General features: G+C 57.4%; 16 protein-coding genes. 9 read left to right on the plus strand and 7 right to left on the minus strand.

Translation table 11 applies throughout. From position 1 onward, the window contains the following. Position 1: 1 nt before the first annotated feature. From L53_RS12895 to L53_RS12910, 4 genes are all read right to left on the minus strand, one after another. The gene (locus L53_RS12895) at positions 2 to 1,696 is read right to left on the minus strand and encodes a hypothetical protein (protein ID WP_034816101.1); all 1,695 of its coding nucleotides are present in this window, start codon (positions 1,694 to 1,696) and stop codon (positions 2 to 4) included. A gap of 133 nt (positions 1,697 to 1,829) precedes the next feature. Next, complete coding sequence (locus tag L53_RS12900; protein ID WP_034816103.1) at positions 1,830 to 2,993, minus strand: TlpA disulfide reductase family protein; 1,164 nt, start codon at positions 2,991 to 2,993, stop codon at positions 1,830 to 1,832. Positions 2,994 to 3,104: 111 nt separating this feature from the next. Beyond that, positions 3,105 to 4,313, minus strand: coding sequence for an acetyl-CoA C-acyltransferase (locus tag L53_RS12905; RefSeq protein WP_034816105.1), 1,209 nt, complete (start codon positions 4,311 to 4,313; stop codon positions 3,105 to 3,107). 107 nt (positions 4,314 to 4,420) lie between these two features. Next, positions 4,421 to 4,951 carry a D-glycero-beta-D-manno-heptose 1,7-bisphosphate 7-phosphatase gene (locus L53_RS12910; protein WP_034816106.1) on the minus strand — a complete coding sequence of 177 codons (531 nt, stop codon included), beginning with the start codon at positions 4,949 to 4,951 and terminating at the stop codon, positions 4,421 to 4,423. A 143-nt stretch (positions 4,952 to 5,094) separates the two neighbouring features. Between L53_RS12910 and L53_RS12915 the strand changes: the two genes are divergently transcribed. Next, positions 5,095 to 5,379 carry a hypothetical protein gene (locus L53_RS12915; protein ID WP_034816109.1) on the plus strand — a complete coding sequence of 95 codons (285 nt, stop codon included), beginning with the start codon at positions 5,095 to 5,097 and terminating at the stop codon, positions 5,377 to 5,379. Positions 5,380 to 5,425: 46 nt separating this feature from the next. Here L53_RS12915 and L53_RS12920 read toward each other — a convergent pair whose 3' ends face one another. Next, entirely contained in the window at positions 5,426 to 6,679 is a 1,254-nt protein-coding gene (locus L53_RS12920; protein WP_051607939.1) for a TCR/Tet family MFS transporter, read from the minus strand. Positions 6,680 to 6,794: 115 nt separating this feature from the next. Between L53_RS12920 and L53_RS12925 the strand changes: the two genes are divergently transcribed. The 3 genes from L53_RS12925 to L53_RS12935 are packed head-to-tail and all read left to right on the plus strand — an operon-like array spanning position 6,795 to position 9,738. After that, entirely contained in the window at positions 6,795 to 7,430 is a 636-nt protein-coding gene (locus L53_RS12925; protein WP_198019813.1) for a GNAT family N-acetyltransferase, read from the plus strand. Positions 7,431 to 7,465: 35 nt separating this feature from the next. Then, complete coding sequence (locus tag L53_RS12930; protein WP_034816331.1) at positions 7,466 to 8,026, plus strand: LemA family protein; 561 nt, start codon at positions 7,466 to 7,468, stop codon at positions 8,024 to 8,026. Next, on the plus strand, positions 8,023 to 9,738 hold the full coding sequence (locus L53_RS12935) for a DUF2207 domain-containing protein (protein ID WP_034816115.1): 1,716 nt from the start codon (positions 8,023 to 8,025) through the stop codon (positions 9,736 to 9,738). Before L53_RS12930 ends, L53_RS12935 begins: the two co-directional genes overlap by 4 nt. Positions 9,739 to 9,741: 3 nt before the next feature. Here L53_RS12935 and L53_RS12940 read toward each other — a convergent pair whose 3' ends face one another. Continuing rightward, positions 9,742 to 10,923 (minus strand): VWA domain-containing protein, encoded by a 1,182-nt coding sequence (locus tag L53_RS12940; RefSeq protein ID WP_034816117.1) that lies wholly within the window; start codon positions 10,921 to 10,923, stop codon positions 9,742 to 9,744. A gap of 142 nt (positions 10,924 to 11,065) precedes the next feature. On the opposite strand from L53_RS12940, the gene L53_RS12945 reads away from it, so the two are divergent. The 5 genes from L53_RS12945 to L53_RS12965 are packed head-to-tail and all read left to right on the plus strand — an operon-like array spanning position 11,066 to position 14,343. Further along, entirely contained in the window at positions 11,066 to 11,380 is a 315-nt protein-coding gene (locus L53_RS12945) for a helix-turn-helix transcriptional regulator (RefSeq protein WP_034816120.1), read from the plus strand. Further along, on the plus strand, positions 11,373 to 11,795 hold the full coding sequence (locus tag L53_RS12950; RefSeq protein WP_034816122.1) for an SRPBCC domain-containing protein: 423 nt from the start codon (positions 11,373 to 11,375) through the stop codon (positions 11,793 to 11,795). The genes L53_RS12945 and L53_RS12950 overlap by 8 nt, the downstream gene beginning before the upstream one ends. Positions 11,796 to 11,841: 46 nt before the next feature. Beyond that, positions 11,842 to 12,594 carry a hypothetical protein gene (locus L53_RS12955; protein ID WP_233347814.1) on the plus strand — a complete coding sequence of 251 codons (753 nt, stop codon included), beginning with the start codon at positions 11,842 to 11,844 and terminating at the stop codon, positions 12,592 to 12,594. A 35-nt stretch (positions 12,595 to 12,629) separates the two neighbouring features. Next, positions 12,630 to 13,535: a mechanosensitive ion channel family protein gene (locus L53_RS12960; RefSeq protein WP_034816126.1), complete on the plus strand. Its 906-nt coding sequence runs from the start codon at positions 12,630 to 12,632 to the stop codon at positions 13,533 to 13,535. A 55-nt stretch (positions 13,536 to 13,590) separates the two neighbouring features. Beyond that, positions 13,591 to 14,343: a DUF2270 domain-containing protein gene (locus L53_RS12965; RefSeq protein ID WP_034816128.1), complete on the plus strand. Its 753-nt coding sequence runs from the start codon at positions 13,591 to 13,593 to the stop codon at positions 14,341 to 14,343. 45 nt (positions 14,344 to 14,388) lie between these two features. Here L53_RS12965 and L53_RS12970 read toward each other — a convergent pair whose 3' ends face one another. Beyond that, positions 14,389 to 15,123 carry a YafY family protein gene (locus L53_RS12970; RefSeq protein ID WP_199285734.1) on the minus strand — a complete coding sequence of 245 codons (735 nt, stop codon included), beginning with the start codon at positions 15,121 to 15,123 and terminating at the stop codon, positions 14,389 to 14,391. Positions 15,124 to 15,157: the final 34 nt, after the last annotated feature.

Here is a 15,157-nt window from a genome sequence, read left to right on the forward strand (position 1 = left end):
GTCAGTTCCAGGGATTGAACCGCTTCACCGGCCGAGGTGCAACCTCTTCCGAGGCTTGGGCCTTTTCTTCACTGCTGGAGGTGTCAGCCGGCTCTGTCTGAGTATCCATAATGAAGTCAGGTTCCGGTGTGATCTCTACTTCGGGCTCTACATGCGGTTCCGCTGCCTCGAAATGGGTCTCCGCATCGGATGTATGCTCGTCAGAATCGACCGGTTCAGTTCCCGGCCAAGGCTGGTCATGTGTTGCATCAATCACGACTCGCGGAGCGCTCACCGACTCGACCGACTCGGTCGCGTCCAGTGGAGCTGGTGTTTCAACGGGAGCTTGCCGGTTCCCAATTCCCGAAAGGCTGAAGGACTGAGGCGGCTGGGCGGGGAGCTCAGGCGTTGGAGCAGCTTCCAATTGAGGCTCAGTTTCAGGTGTTTCCGAAGTTTCCATTTCTGAGTGTGATTGTGCGGTGTCAGACTGAGGCGCGTAGCGACCCAACCCACTACCATATCCACCCGTAAGGAAATTATTGGAGGTTGGGGCGTTTTCCTGCGGGGCAGGCGACGGCTCACCAGCCTCTTCCTCGGGAGCACTTGCCGCCTCGATCGCCGGACCTTCGGGTATGGAAGGCGCTATTTCTGGCTCGGATTCCGGAATGTAACTGTCAAACGGCTCAGCTTGGGCATAGTTCGGTGCACTGTCGCTGGCATCCGCAAAGGCAGGTGTGTAGGTGTCGGCCTCATGCGTAACTTCGGAGTCGACTTTGCCCATGAATTGCGGTGCGTCTGCTTCCGCAGTCGAGGCATCTTCCGGTTCGATTTCCGTATAACCCGTCGGTGTATAGCCTGCGGCTGGTTCGTTTAGTGGCCCCGGTTCATCGACAGGCTCCATCGCGGCTGGCGCATCTGGTGACGAGACACCGTAACCCATGATTGGCGACATGGAGGCTTCGGCTTCAGGCGTGGCTTCTTCGGTGGGTTCTGCATCTTCGACAGTATTTACCTCATGAGCCGAGTCAGCAACAGCCTCTTCGAGAGAGATGCCCGTGTTTTCATCGGTCAGGATTTCATCTTCGGACGGCATCTGTTGATCGCCACGTGATGCTATCGGAGACTCCAGCGTGTCTTCGCTGATTTCTTCAGGGGCTTCATGTTCAACCGGTTGGGCTTCCAAAGGTGTATTTACCTGGCTCGCAAGAGACGCAACCGCTGATGTTATGTCGGACTGACTGTCCAGTTCCAGATAGGCTTCCGGTTCCAGTGGGGAGCTGTCATCCAGCGGATCCTCGACCGCATCCTCACCTGAAGCTCCCGGCATTACTTCCGCGTCAGCATCGTCGATCAGGTCCGCAGGCTCGTCTCTGACGTCGGTCTCTACGGCGGTCAGTCCGGCCAGCACCGCACTGATCGCCTCTTCTGCGCCGCGTGCATGGCGCTTGGCTTCCCGGTAGAGTTCCTCAACGAACAGCGCATAAGGGCGACCGTCGGCATCGAATTCATCATTGAAGTCAGACGGGCTGCAGGTCTCGATTTCCCGGCCTTGCGCGTCTGTCAGGAGGACGGCGTAAGGATCAGGCGTCAGCGTGACTCGATAGCCTTCGGTGTCGTGGGTCATTTGGCCGTTTTCGGCTTCCTGCCATGTCACCCTCTGCCGGCGCGTCATATCGCCGAGCTTGTCTATCAGCCGTTTGGTGGATGGATGCAGCATCAAGACCCGCCTTTCCGTTTATCCAGAACGCTTTTCCTAACAGTTACAAGCTGGCAGGCGAATGATCAAACGTCCTGTCCCACCAAAATCCATGAAATGACGCGAAATCCGGCAGGTTAGGCTTTCCGCTAAGTTAATCCGTCGCTTCGGGAGCAGCCGGGTAGTACGCCATGCGAACCAGAACGGCATCCCTGCCGTCATTCAGAGATTTGAAAACGCGCTGGAATCGCGCGCCGTTCTGCATTTCGTTGCAAACCAGCAGGGCGGCTGACTCGTCGACACCATTCAGGCAGGCGGCTTGGTCGGCTTGCGGCAGTGCACTAAGCCGAAAAAGATCGATATGCTCACCCGCTGGTCCCGCGACGTCTGGATGGCTAGTGGAAACGCGATGTACCTGGCCCAGAGACCAATCGGACTCGACGACATAGAGAGGTGCCGTATCCATGCCCGCTACTATGTTGAACACCGGGTACAGATCCCCTTCAGACGTTAGCTGATCGGGGACGACTTCATATTCAGGAAAGGCGGCCCGGATTGCACTCGTGTTGAATGGTATGGCTCCGGTCAGCCCCATGGCGCCTTCCGGCCCGATGGATGGCTTTTCGCCTATGGCTGTCTTCCACTCCGTTTTGACACGAGCAACATCTTTCAAAAAATCCTTCACCGGCTCGCCACCGGCAACCGACAAATCAGTCCTGTATCCCCGGACGATGCCGTCCGGATCCACAAGCAGGTAAGACGGCGTCCACTTGATCTCCAGCGCTTGGCGCAGGCTTGCATCATCATCGATGAGGGTAGGGAAGCTGTATCCCCTGGAATCGAAGAATGCCGCGACCGATCCATGTTTGCCAAACATGTCCTTCGGAGCGGTATGGCTGGCAGTATATGGAGTATGGATCGACAGGAATTCGAGGTCAGGGTCTTGAGCGATCGCGTTTACAAGCGCAGCCGTATAGGGTGCATCGGCCATACTGTCTCCGCACCACAGCCCCCAGACGTGAATCACGGTCCATTTATCGAGCGAGGTTGGATCGAAGACTGAGCCATCCGCCATGGTTCCCGACAGGGGAGGAAGGGCGCTTCCCAACAATGCATTGGAATAGGGGCGGCCGTCCGCGTCCCGGGCGATGCTTTCACCTGTCGGGGTTTGCGCTGATGCTTGCGACGAAGTATCAGCCGTCATGAAAGATGTTGCACCATGTGGATCGGTGCTGACGCCGTGCGCATGATGATGTGATGGCGCCGCACATGCGGCCAGCAAGACCAGCCCCGCAGAGGCTAAAATTGTACGCTTCATGGCGACTCCTTTGTGGCTCATCGGCGGAAGCTATCACAAGCAGGTCTGCGGAAAAACAAAACGCCCCGGACCATGGGTCCGGGGCGTTTGAATGTCTAAGCTTAAGCTAGATTAGCTGAAGATCTCGAACAGACCTGCTGCGCCCATGCCGCCGCCAATGCACATCGTGACAACGCCATATTTCGCGCCGCGGCGCTGGCCTTCCATGAGCAGCGAGCCTGTGCAGCGTGCGCCAGTCATGCCGAACGGATGGCCGATCGAGATCGAGCCGCCATTCACATTGTACTTCTCGGGATCAATGCCGAGACGGTCGCGGCTGTAGAGGCACTGCGAAGCGAAGGCTTCGTTCAGTTCCCAAAGGTCAATATCGTCAACCTTCAGGCCATGGCGCTCCAGCAGACGTGGCACAGCGAACACTGGGCCGATGCCCATTTCGTCTGGATCGCAACCCGCGACATTGAAACCAACAAAGCGACCGAGCGGCTTCAGGCCGCGCTTCTCGGCTTCCTTGGCTTCCATCACGACAACGGCTGCGGAGCCGTCTGACAGCTGGGACGCGTTACCTGCGGTGACGTATTTGCCTTCCTTGACGACCATGCCGCCAGAGAAGACCGGCTTCAGGCCGGAAAGGCTTTCAAACGTCGTGCCCGGGCGATTGCACTCGTCGCGATCACATACGACTTCCTGCAGCGTCTCTTCGCCGGTTTCCTTGTTGACCAGTTTCATTGTGGTCTTCAGAGGCACGATTTCCTCGGCCATGTAGCCTTTTTCCTGGAACGCGGCGGTGCGCTTCTGGGATTCAGCGGAGTACTCGTCTTGGTATTCGCGGCTGACGCCATAACGATCAGCGACGATTTCAGCGGTCTCGATCATGGTCATCCAGATCGCAGGCCACTTCTTCATCAGTTCGTTTTCGGTGTAGCGGTGCAAGTTCATGTGGCCACTGCGGGAGACGAGGGACAGGGATTCAACACCGCCGCCGATGGCAACGGGTGCGCCTTCGTTGATGACCGTGTGTGCGGCATTGGCAATCGCCTGCAGGCCGGACGAACAGAAACGGTTGATCGTGGCACCGGACGTCGTGGACGGGCAGCCAGCCCAGAGTGCGGCGTTGCGGGCCACATTGTGTCCAGTCGCGCCTTCAGGCTGTGCACAGCCGAGGAAAACGTCTTCAACCAGGCCGGCCTCGATGCCTGCACGATCAAGGGCGCCTTTGATGGCCGTTCCGGCCATGGTAATCCCGTGCGTATTGTTGAGTGATCCCCGGTTGGCTTTTGCCATGCCGGTACGGGCATAGGATACAATAACGGCTTCGCGCATGTGCTTTCCTCCAAAATGAGCGTCGTTGTTGCGCCGCACACTAATCAGGTGATAACCGCAACGCCAGCCTTACCTTTGCGTAAACGGAACTCGGGACAACCCTTTTCCTACCCGCGATTGCCGTCTTCAAAACCTGCGAGGGTCCATTCGGCAAATTCAGCGAGATTTCCATCACGGAACAAGAAACCGGCTACGCCCGCCGCGCGCGCGGCGGCGATGTCGGTTTCCTTGTCACCGATGAGAAAACTCTGCTCTCGTTTGACTGGAAACTCGGACATCGCGGCCAGTAGCATGCCGGGATTGGGTTTCCGGTCGAAACTGGCCTTTCGGTAAGCTGGATTTTCCCCTTCCTCGTGGAAGGGGCAGTGATAGATCCGGTCGATGTGCGCGCCCTGCTGGGCCAGTTCGTCCAGCATCCACTCATGCAGTGTGTGCATGTCGGCTTCTGTGTAATAGTTGCGGGCGATACCCGATTGATTGGTAACCACGAAAACGAACCAGTTGCGCGCGTTAAACGCGGCGATGGCCTCGGCGGCGCCTGGCATCCACTCGAAATCCTCGATGCGGCTGACATAACCTTTATCGACGTTTATCACGCCGTCGCGATCAAGGAAGAGGGCGGGGCGTGAGGCGCTCATATGAGCGGTCTTTGCCCGCAGTCTCTCGCAGTTGCAACACTCTCATTTGTGGTAAATTTTCTGGACCTTGGGTCCGAAAGACGATTTCTTTCCAATCGGAGGGGCCGTCAGAGCCCCCCAAAATGCCTAAGGGAGGGCAAATTATGGAAGATATTATACCACTCATCCTGAGTGCTATTGGGGGTCTGGTGATCGGCCCGCTGGTTTCACGGCTAACCGGCGGCGGCGGCACAGGTGGACTGATCGGCGGAATTATCGGTGGCATTGGTGCGCACTACGGACTGGATGCAGCCAATATTCAGGTTCTGGGCGATGCCGCGGCCAGTTCAACCTCACCCATCAATATAATCAATACACTGCTGGAAGGCGGCGTGGGGGGCGGAATTGTCGGCATCCTCGCTGGCCTGGTCATGAAGCCGAAAGGCTGATCCATACCGAAATTCACGATGAAGCCGGCTCCGCTGTGGGTCGGCTTTATTCGTCTATTGGAAGCTTTCCCTTGTTGGCCTCGACCCCTCGCAGGAAGGGTATAATCGAAAACGCCGTCAGAATGCCTGCTAACAGAAACGCCGCGCCTGGAAAGTGTAACGGTGTGCCGGGTTCGGTGAAATAGAACAGTGCGCCAGCCATGATCATGGGGCCGAATATCATGGCGAAGGAGTTCAGGCTGGCTGATGCTCCCTGCAATTCTCCCTGGGCGTTCTTGGGAGTGACAGTGGACATGAGGGAGTTCAAGGTCGGGCTGGCTACCCCGCCAAGTGCACCTAACGGGATGATCAGGAAAACGACCCAACCGAGCCCGGCAAACGCATAGGCGAACAAGGCGAGCGCATTGATGATAATCCCGTAGAGCGCCGTCCTTACTGCACCGAAGCGTTTCAGCGCGATTCCGATCAGCCCGGCCTGGACGACAGCGGCGCCGAGCCCCACCAAGCCAAGCGACAAGCCGATTTCCTTCGGGGACCAGTCATATCGGATCTCGCCATGAATCGGCCAAGTCGATGGGTATACCGTGTGGGCGAGGAAAAACACGCCTGCCGAAACGAGAAACCAGGAAACATGCGGCAGTTTCGAGAAATGCTTTACGGCTCCGAACGGATTGGAACGGGACGGGGCAAACGGACGGCGGTGTTCTTTCTCCAGCGATTCCGGGAGGACAAAGAAGCCATAGCAGAAGTTCAACAAGGCCAGCGCCGCAGCAGCAAAGAAAGGCGCGCGTGGATCGAATTCACCCAGGATACCCCCCATGACCGGGCCAAAGATGAAACCAAAGCCGAAAGCGGCACCGACCATGCCAAAGGCTTTGCCGCGATTTTCCGGTTCAGTGACATCGGCAATGTAAGCATTGGCCGTGGAATAAGTTGCGCCGGAAATTCCCGAAAGGGCGCGCCCGAGGAAAAGCAACCAGATCGAATTTGCAAAACCCATAATCAGGAAATCGATTGAGAGCGTTGCGATCGAGGCGAGGAGTACGGGCCGGCGTCCAAACCGATCCGACAATGCCCCAAGCATCGGTCCGAACAGAAAGTTCATGAAGGCATATGTCGTGCCCAGCCCGCCTATATAGAGCGTGGCGCGTTCGGCTGAGATATTGCCAAGTTCCTGCACCAGAGTCGGTACGACAGGGATAATCAGGCCAAAAGCCAGCATGTCGATCGCAACCGTTATGATCACGAACATGAAGGCGTTCTTGCCATGGCGCCGAGTGGCGGATGCGGAGTCAGTCATGCGCGCATCTGGCCGCAGCCGGGGGTCCGGTCAATGTGTTTATGCCCATAATGACAGGGGTTTATCGCCGCGTGAGCTCTTGTCGCACCTGTTCGCCTGTGGCCCAGTCTTTCGCATGACCGACTCTATTCCGATTACGCGGCGGAATGTATCGCCCGAGCGGGCCGACGGTATTCGGGCGCGTTTGCGCGGTGCCGAGACACTGACGGACCAGCCCGATGCTTCCCGAATTGCCGTTACTTCAGACGCGGCTAGTCTCTTTGCGCTGTTGTCGGACCCCGCCGTGCATACGCCGATCTACACGCTGCCGCGCCCCCTCACTGAGGCGAGCACCGTCGCGTTCATCCAACAGCACCTTGAAGAGCGCGAGGCGGGCACTGGCCTCCTGTTCGTCCGCGCAGCCGACGATGGGCGAGTCCTCGGATACAGCGACGTGCAGGTCTGGCCAGACTTGGCGGCGGGTGAGCTCGGCGGCGCGTTGCACCCGTCGCAGCACGCCAAGGGTCAGGGAACGTGCGGCGCCATTGCGAGCTTCAACTGGATGTTTGAGGCGCTGGATCTCGATCTGCTGTGCGAGACGGCCAGCCTCGAAAACATCCCGACCCAGCGCATGCTCGATGGACTGGGTTTCGCTCGCATGGGGGAGATTGAGAGCGTACGACCAGACGGAACATCGCGTCGGTCCCTGGTCTGGGAGATGACTCGCGAGGACTGGCGCGCCCGGCATGGCGGTGGCCAAAAGCGCAGTTAAGGATAAAGGAGACCAACTCGGAGGCCTTCGACGTGCTGACCTATCTCTTACTCGGCTTCGTGGCCGTGCTGATCGTGACTGGGGTCCTGATATACAATCGGCTCGTCAGTCGATCACAGATGGCGGACAATGGCTGGTCGGATATTGATGTGCAGCTGAAACGACGCGCCAATCTGATTCCCCAACTCGTGACCACGGTCAAAGGCTATGCCGCGCACGAGCGAGACCTCTTTGTAGAAGTTACGGAAAAGCGCGCGCAGGCTATGGCAGCGGGGGACGATCTCGCCAGTCGGGGTGCGGCAGAGAGCGCCCTGTCCCAACCAGTCGCGCGCCTGATGGCCATTGCCGAAGACTATCCGGACATGAAGGCCAGCGGCAACTTTCTCGAACTGCAGAGAGAATTGTCAGACACCGAGGACAAGATCGAAATGGCGCGCCGCTTCTACAATGGTGCCGTGCGCGAGTTGAACACGAGTGTTCAGAGTTTTCCGGCCAACCTGGTGGCCGGCCCGCTCGGGTTTCGGCAACGCGCCTATTTCGAAGTGGACATGGCCGATCGGGCATTGCCAGAGGTCGACATGGGAGGCGTTTCATGAACGTTCGCGCGTTGCTCCTGTCCTTGATGGGGTGCCTGTTCGTATTCAGTGCGGTGGCCGAAGAAAAGATCGACAGTTTCGATGTTTCGATCTCCGTGGAGACTGATGGCGACATCGAGGTGTCCGAGACAATTCAGGTCACCTCCGAGGGCACACGTATCCGGCGTGGTATCTTCCGCGACCTACCTCGATACTATGCCGATGACGAAGGGCAGACGGGCGACAAGCTGCCATACCAATATGATGTCAGGCGCGTGACCCGAGATGGACGTCGCGAGCCTTACTCAGTCGAGCGGGATGGCAATGCCTTCCGTATCCGGATTGGCGATGCCGACGTGTTTCTGCAGCATGGAAGCCATACTTACGAAATCGAGTATGAGGTGAAGAACCAGATTCGCTATTTCGAAACCCATGACGAGCTCTTTTGGAATGTGACCGGCAATTACTGGCTATTCCCGATTGATCAGTCTGCAGTGCGCATTACCCTGCCAGAAGACGCGCGTATCGTTTCGCAGGATGCGTATACCGGCGGGTTTGGCGATGTAGGCAGCGACTATGCCTACCGCCAAAGTGGTGGAGCGCATGTGTTCGAAGCCACGCGGGGATTTCTACCGGGGGAGGGGATGACCGTATCTCTCGGGCTGGAAAAGGGAGTGATCGAGCCTCTTTCCCTGTCGGACAAGGGTACGCTCTGGTGGTTCCGCTACGGGTCGCTTGGTTTGCTGATCGCCTCGTTTCTCGGCGTACTTGCCTTCCTGACGCGCAGCTTCCGCAAGGTCGGCGAGGACCCACCCAAGGATCCGGTCTTTGCGCGGTATGAGCCGCCGAAAGGTTTGTCCCCTGCCGCTGTGCACCACATCTACTATCGCGGTTTGCGCGGGCATGGCGCCCTGATCTCCACACTTATCAGTATGGGCGCGAAAGGCCTCGTCGATATCGACGCGTCTGAAAAGAAGTCAACCGTTCTGACTCGAAAGTCCGGCGTGTCCGCGACCCTGTCAGCTGACGAGAAGCAGCTTGACGACGATCTGTTTGATGGCGCGGGGACACGCACGCTGGGCGGCAAGTATGATGCAAGCTTTACGACAGCATATTCCCTGTTCCGAAAGTCGATTTCCCGGAAATATGGGAAGGCGTACTTCCGCTGGAACCTCGGCTATACGTTGGGCGCTGTTGTGCTGACGATTGCCGGCATTGCGCTGGCCGTTTCCCAAACCATCAACTGGTCATGGTGGCATATGGCCATCATCCTGGCGCTTGCGGCCATGAATGGACTCTTCATGTATCTGATGCCAGCGCCGACGCCCAAGGGGCAAAAGGTGCGAACAGAGATTGAAGGCTTCAAACTGTACATGGAGAAGGCTGAGAAGTTGCAGATGAATTCAGTGGAAGTCGGCAGCGATGCGCTACCTCCGATGAGCGTTGAACGCTACGAACGGTTCCTGCCTTATGCTGTGGCGCTCAATGTGGAAAAGCCGTGGACAGAGTATTTTGAGAAGACGCTGCCCACCGAGGCCGCCAACTATTCGCCGGCATGGGGACATTTCGGCAGTCGCTCTTTCGGCAGTGTCGGGGGCATGAATGATGCCATCATGTCGAGCATGAGCACGGGCGTCAGCAGCTCTCTGCCACAAAGCTCCAGCTCCTCGGGCAGCGGAGGTGGCGGCTTTTCTGGAGGCGGTGGCGGCGGCGGTGGCGGTGGCGGTTGGTAAGCCCTAGCGGCTGAGTTCCTTCATGGCCTCGTCAAGACCATCCAGCGTAAGTTCAAACATGCGGTGGCCACCAATCAGTTCCCGGATCAGCTTGATGGAGCCAGTATATTCCCAAGCGCCTTCCTTGACCGGGTTCAACCAGACAAGGTTCGGATAGCGTTCAACAAAGCGCTGAATCCATATGCCGCCAGCTTCCTCATTCCAATGCTCCACCGAGCCGCCGGAATAGGTGATCTCATACGGGCTCATCGTGGCGTCGCCAACGACGATGACCTTGTAGTCGCTTGGGTATTTGTTCAGGACGTCCCAAGTGGGAATGCGATTGTTCATACGGCGGCGATTGTCCTTCCACAGCCCTTCATAGGGGCAGTTGTGAAAGTAATAATATTCAAGATTTTTGATCTCGGACCGAGCCGCCGAAAAGAGTTCTTCCATGATGCGGACATACGGGTCCATTGATCCGCCCACGTCGAGCAGCAGCAGGACCGATACCGTGTTGCGTTTTTCCGCGCGCATCTCGATGTCGAGATAGCCTTTGCGCGCAGTGTTGCGGATCGTCTGGTCAAGGTCGAGTTCATCCGGCGCGCCTTTGCGTGCCCATTTGCGCAGCCGCTTCATGGCGACCTTGATGTTCCGTGTGCCGAGTTCGACGGAATCATCGTAATTCTTGAATTCGCGCTTGTCCCACACCTTCACGGCGCGGCGGTGACGGGATTTCTCCTGGCCGATGCGGACGCCTTCCGGATTATAGCCATTGGCACCAAAGGGCGAAGTGCCGCCGGTGCCGATCCATTTATTGCCGCCCTCATGTCGCTTCTTCTGCTCGTCGAGACGCTTTTGCAGCGTTTCCATCAGTTTTTCGAAGCCGCCCATGGCTTCGATTTCGTCCATTTCTTCCTTGCTCAGGAACTTCTCGGACATTTTCCGCAGCCATTCCTCGGGAATATCTTCGACGTCCACTGCGTCAGCCAGACTGTCGAGCCCTTTGAAGGCATGGCCAAAGACTTTGTCGAATTTGTCGATATTGCGTTCGTCCTTCACCAGCGCAGCGCGGGAGAGGTAGTAGAAATCCTCCACATCCATATCGATGACCTGTTTGTCCATCGCCTCCATCAACAGAAGGTATTCCTTCAGGGTGACGGGCACTTTGGCTTCGCGCAGCTCATTGAAGAAGTTCAGGAACATGGGCGGGTCTCTTCGATTGGGTTGACCCTGAAGATAGCGTCGCGAAGCCCTCATGTCCAAGATGACGCTGGGAAAAGCAGATTGACGACTTGACGGGAAACCATTTGGTTTCCTATAAAAGGAAACTGAAAGGTTTCATAATATGTCTGACACAGATGTCTTCCGCGCCATTGCTGATCCAACCCGCCGACAGATCATGTCGATGCTGGTGGACGGTGAATTGCGCGTCTCAGATATTGCCAGCCAGTTCGAGATGAGCCGGCCAGCGGTATCCAAACACCTTGCTCAACTGGAGTCGGCCGATCTCATCATGGTCGAGCGCCAAGGCAGGGAAGCGATCAATCGACTCAATCCGGAAGGACTGAAACCCGTTGCGGAATGGCTGACCTTCTTCAGTCAGTTCTGGGACGACAAGCTCGCCAAACTGAAACAGGCTGTGGAGGGATCCGATGACTGACGCCACACTTACAAAAACTATTTTTATCAACGCCGCGCCGGAGCGCGTCTGGACTTATCTCGTCGAGCCGGAGAAGCTCGCCCGCTGGTTCCATGAATCTGATAAATTGTTGGACGCAGGCCAGGACTACGCCCTGCTGCGAGAGAACAAGGGTAAGCCGGATCCGAAAATGTGCTGGGGACGGGTTCTCGTGTCCGAACCGCCGCACAGGCTGGTCTACACCTTTACGCACGCTTTTCTCGGTGGCCATGAAACGGAAGTGGCGTGGCAGCTGGAAGAGGCCTTCGGCGGCACGAAACTCACGCTTGTTCACTCCGGTTTTGAGGCCTTCACTGGCGACGTGTTCGATATGCTTACAAGCCATGACAAGGGTTGGGACCAACATTTTACCCGCCTGCGGGTGGTGGCTTCTTGAGTGACGCACTCATGCTCGGTTCAGCTGGATTTGCTAATCAGTCCCCATGAAAGCGATGATCGTAGTAGTCTTGATTGGCCTCACCTTGTTTGAGACGGGGCCCGCAAATGCGCTGGACGGCCAGTCTTGCGAGGGGGCCGAAGAGACAGCCTGCATGCTCGACGCGATATGGTCAGCTGCCTCTGTTCTGCCGTCAGACAAACAGACTCGGTTGGCGCGGCCCTTTCTGGAAGTCGTTTCCATGAGCCGTGATGTTGCGTTGAAACGCGCTTGGAGATCTCGACTCGCGGTGCCTGAGCCGCGCCAAACGACTGATACGCCTTATGCGACGGAGAAAGCCCGGATGGCGCTGGCCGAGGGCGACTGGGATGCTTTTCTCCGGGATGCCCGTTCTGGAGGGCGCCCCTTCAATATTGGCAGGCCCGAGATCATGGCCGCCGGTGCGCGTCTGGCTCCGAATGAGACGGTACGACGCCGCGTGATCGAGACAATGTACGAGCTGGCTGGGCCACGCCAGCGCGCGTCCGGGCTCGACCGGTCGTTCGAACAGGCAGACTTCGGATATGCGCTGGCTGAACTTGCCATGGAGGCCTGCGACTTGGCGGAGTTTGATCGCGCGGTCGCGCTGACGGCGGATCCGGACTCGCTGCGCTATGCGTTGTGGCGACATCGGATTACGGGAAATGCAGGTGTCCTGGCCAGTCGTATCCGGCGTGAGGCGGATGCAGATGACACCCACCATGTTCGTACCGCGCTGGAGGGCTATGGTGCCATCCTTCAGAGAGGTTATTGCGCCTAGCGGGAACTCGAGGCTTGTCAGCGCGTTGAAAGCCCATGGAATTTACTCCCATTGAGGATTTGAAGACTGAAGTCGAAAGCATGGCTTCCGCCTTCTTTAAAAGCCTGCCGAACCTGACCATTGCGTTGGCGATACTCGTCGTGACGCTGATCGCGGGTCGCGTCGTGCGGGCTATCGTATCCGCTGCCATGACGCGCGCTCATGTGCGCGACGCGCTAATCACGCTGGCACGAAATCTCATTTCCATTGCCGCGTGGATTGTCGGCGTCGCCATCGCGATGACGGTCATCTTTCCGTCTGTGTCTCCCTCCGACATTATTGCCGGCCTTGGATTGACCTCCGTGGCGATCGGCTTCGCGTTCAAGGATGTCTTCGAGAATTTTCTCGCTGGCGTCATTATCCTTGGCCGGGAAAAGCTGCGCATTGGCGACGTGATCGAGTGCGAGGACGTCTACGGTCGGGTAGAAAACATTCTCATCCGCGAAACTCATGTGCGAGAGACCGACGGCGAATTGGTGATCGTACCAAATTCCTATCTCTTCAAGAACCCGGTGAATATTGAGACAGATCGCGGGTTGAAACGTCAGGAACTGGTTGTTGGCGTCGATTACGACACCGATATGCGTCAGGCGAAAGCCGTCCTGCAAGAGGCGCTTGAGGCTTGCGAGACCGTAAAACAATCCGAGACCAAGGACGTGCAATGCGTCTCCTTCGGCGGCTCCTCAATAGACTTCAAGCTGCTCTGGTGGTCCGGCAGCCGCCCGGCAGAGCAACGGGAAACTTATGATGAAGTCGCCTTTGCTGTGAAGGACGCACTGGATGAAGCTGGAATTACCATCCCGTTCCCGCAATCGACCCTGTCTTTCCGAGAAGAGTCTGTGCCGATCCCGTTGAGGACAATGCGAGACAAAAAACAGGTGACATCGAACGAGGACAGCTGAGTCCGGGGCGCTTTGCCTCTTGGCGAGGCGGAGACTCCCGCCATAGAATGCCAAAATGAGCGATATCGAATTCTCCGAAGATCCGGACGGCGACCCGCCAGAAGCTATTGTTGGCAGCAAGGAGGTCGGCGCGTTGGCGCATCTCTATCGCGCCGAAGTCTATCGCTCGACCATTTGGCGACAACGTCTCGACCAGACCACCAATTGGGCCGTGATCTCCACCGGCATCGGTCTATCCGTCTCATTTGCCAGTGATCGTGCCTCGCCCTTTCCGATCGTACTCGTCGGCGCATTGTGCATCATGTTCCTGATACTCGAGGCGCGTCGCTACCGTTTCTTCTATGTGTGGCGCTTCCGGGCGCGTGTGCTTGAGATCGCGTTTTACGTACCGATGTTGCGCGGGGAAGGGGCTCGCATTCCGCTCGACCGGGGCACGGCGCTGTCGGATGATTACGAAAAGCCGCAATACCGAATATCAATGCCCCGCGCGATCGGGCGGCGTCTGCGCCGTAATTATGGCTGGATCTTCGCCATTCAGGGCGCAGCCTATTTCGCCAAAATCGCCATCCACCCCACGGATGTGCTGACGCTCGGCGAGTTCGTGCGCCGTGCGCATATCGGACCTATTCCGGGACTTGTCTCAATCGTCTTCGGACTGGCCTTCCACGCGGCCTGGATGACGCTTGCATGGAAAACCTGGTTCGACGAACGTCAGGACAAGACCAAGATGGCCGACTTCCTGAAAAGCCGCGAAGACGTGAACCGCCGGGCAAAGGCCCAACCCCTCGGCGATATCACGCAGGACTAGATGCGTCGCTTTCTCGTCATGGGACGTCCCAGCCTAACATGCCGATCACACGATGAGCTCGTTACCCTCCAGTGACAGTGGGAACTTGTCCTTTGATAGCAGTTTGAAACGTTTGCCAGTGATTGTTGCCGCGCGCATCCGGTCGCAACGGAATGTGCGCGGTGAATCGCGCATATGGTCGAACGCAACAACGTACCAGACCGGATATTTCAGCAAGAGATAGTGCGGATCAATCAGTCGCTTAGAGGTTACGCCATCTTCTCGCTGGTATCCTATTTCCAGCGTTTCCTGATCAACGAACGCTTGATGCAGAGCGTGAACGACAGCTTTCGGTGGAGCGGTGACACTTGCTTGGACGTAAGTCGATGCCGTGACACCCACTAGGATTCTGGATTTGAGGCGGTCTATATCCTCGCGCTTTGCAGGTGAGAAAGAGGCTACCAGTTGCCGCCTGACCGAGTCGAGATTTGCCAGAAACATGGGTGAGTTCATCCGCTCTGCGACGGCTATACTAATCAACAGGTCGACGGCCTCAATATATGTGAGGTTTATCCGGCCGACACCCCATTCTCGGTTTAGGCGCACTCCACCGCCACGCCCTCGGTCTGCGTCAATCTGCATGCCTTGGTCCCGCATGAGGGACAGGTCCCGCGTTATGGTTCGCTCGCTCACCCCGTGTTGGTGGGCCAGGTCTTTGACCGTGCAGTGCGCATTCTGCTTCAAATGTACGGCCAGTAACTCCAACCGTCGCAGTCGATTCGTCGCGTTCGTTCTCACCATAAAAGAAATACGACATAAAGTGTCGCGTTTCTCA

The sequence above is a fragment of the Hyphomonas sp. L-53-1-40 genome (assembly GCF_000682775.1).
Classification (GTDB): Bacteria; Pseudomonadota; Alphaproteobacteria; order Caulobacterales; family Hyphomonadaceae; genus Hyphomonas.

Excerpts from the sequence above, each read along its gene's own strand:
- L53_RS12960 (WP_034816126.1), top strand. The coding sequence starts at position 12,630 with ATGGAATTTACTCCCATTGAGGATTTGAAGACTGAAGTCGAAAGCATG.
- L53_RS12915 (WP_034816109.1), top strand. The coding sequence starts at position 5,095 with ATGGAAGATATTATACCACTCATCCTGAGTGCTATTGGGGGTCTGGTG.
- L53_RS12940 (WP_034816117.1), bottom strand. The coding sequence starts at position 10,923 with ATGTTCCTGAACTTCTTCAATGAGCTGCGCGAAGCCAAAGTGCCCGTC.
- L53_RS12920 (WP_051607939.1), bottom strand. The coding sequence starts at position 6,679 with ATGACTGACTCCGCATCCGCCACTCGGCGCCATGGCAAGAACGCCTTC.
- L53_RS12935 (WP_034816115.1), top strand. The coding sequence starts at position 8,023 with ATGAACGTTCGCGCGTTGCTCCTGTCCTTGATGGGGTGCCTGTTCGTA.
- L53_RS12955 (WP_233347814.1), top strand. The coding sequence starts at position 11,842 with ATGAAAGCGATGATCGTAGTAGTCTTGATTGGCCTCACCTTGTTTGAG.
- L53_RS12910 (WP_034816106.1), bottom strand. The coding sequence starts at position 4,951 with ATGAGCGCCTCACGCCCCGCCCTCTTCCTTGATCGCGACGGCGTGATA.
- L53_RS12945 (WP_034816120.1), top strand. The coding sequence starts at position 11,066 with ATGTCTGACACAGATGTCTTCCGCGCCATTGCTGATCCAACCCGCCGA.
- L53_RS12925 (WP_198019813.1), top strand. The coding sequence starts at position 6,795 with ATGACCGACTCTATTCCGATTACGCGGCGGAATGTATCGCCCGAGCGG.
- L53_RS12895 (WP_034816101.1), bottom strand. The coding sequence starts at position 1,696 with ATGCTGCATCCATCCACCAAACGGCTGATAGACAAGCTCGGCGATATG.
- L53_RS12965 (WP_034816128.1), top strand. The coding sequence starts at position 13,591 with ATGAGCGATATCGAATTCTCCGAAGATCCGGACGGCGACCCGCCAGAA.
- L53_RS12900 (WP_034816103.1), bottom strand. The coding sequence starts at position 2,993 with ATGAAGCGTACAATTTTAGCCTCTGCGGGGCTGGTCTTGCTGGCCGCA.
- L53_RS12950 (WP_034816122.1), top strand. The coding sequence starts at position 11,373 with ATGACTGACGCCACACTTACAAAAACTATTTTTATCAACGCCGCGCCG.
- L53_RS12970 (WP_199285734.1), bottom strand. The coding sequence starts at position 15,123 with ATGGTGAGAACGAACGCGACGAATCGACTGCGACGGTTGGAGTTACTG.
- L53_RS12905 (WP_034816105.1), bottom strand. The coding sequence starts at position 4,313 with ATGCGCGAAGCCGTTATTGTATCCTATGCCCGTACCGGCATGGCAAAA.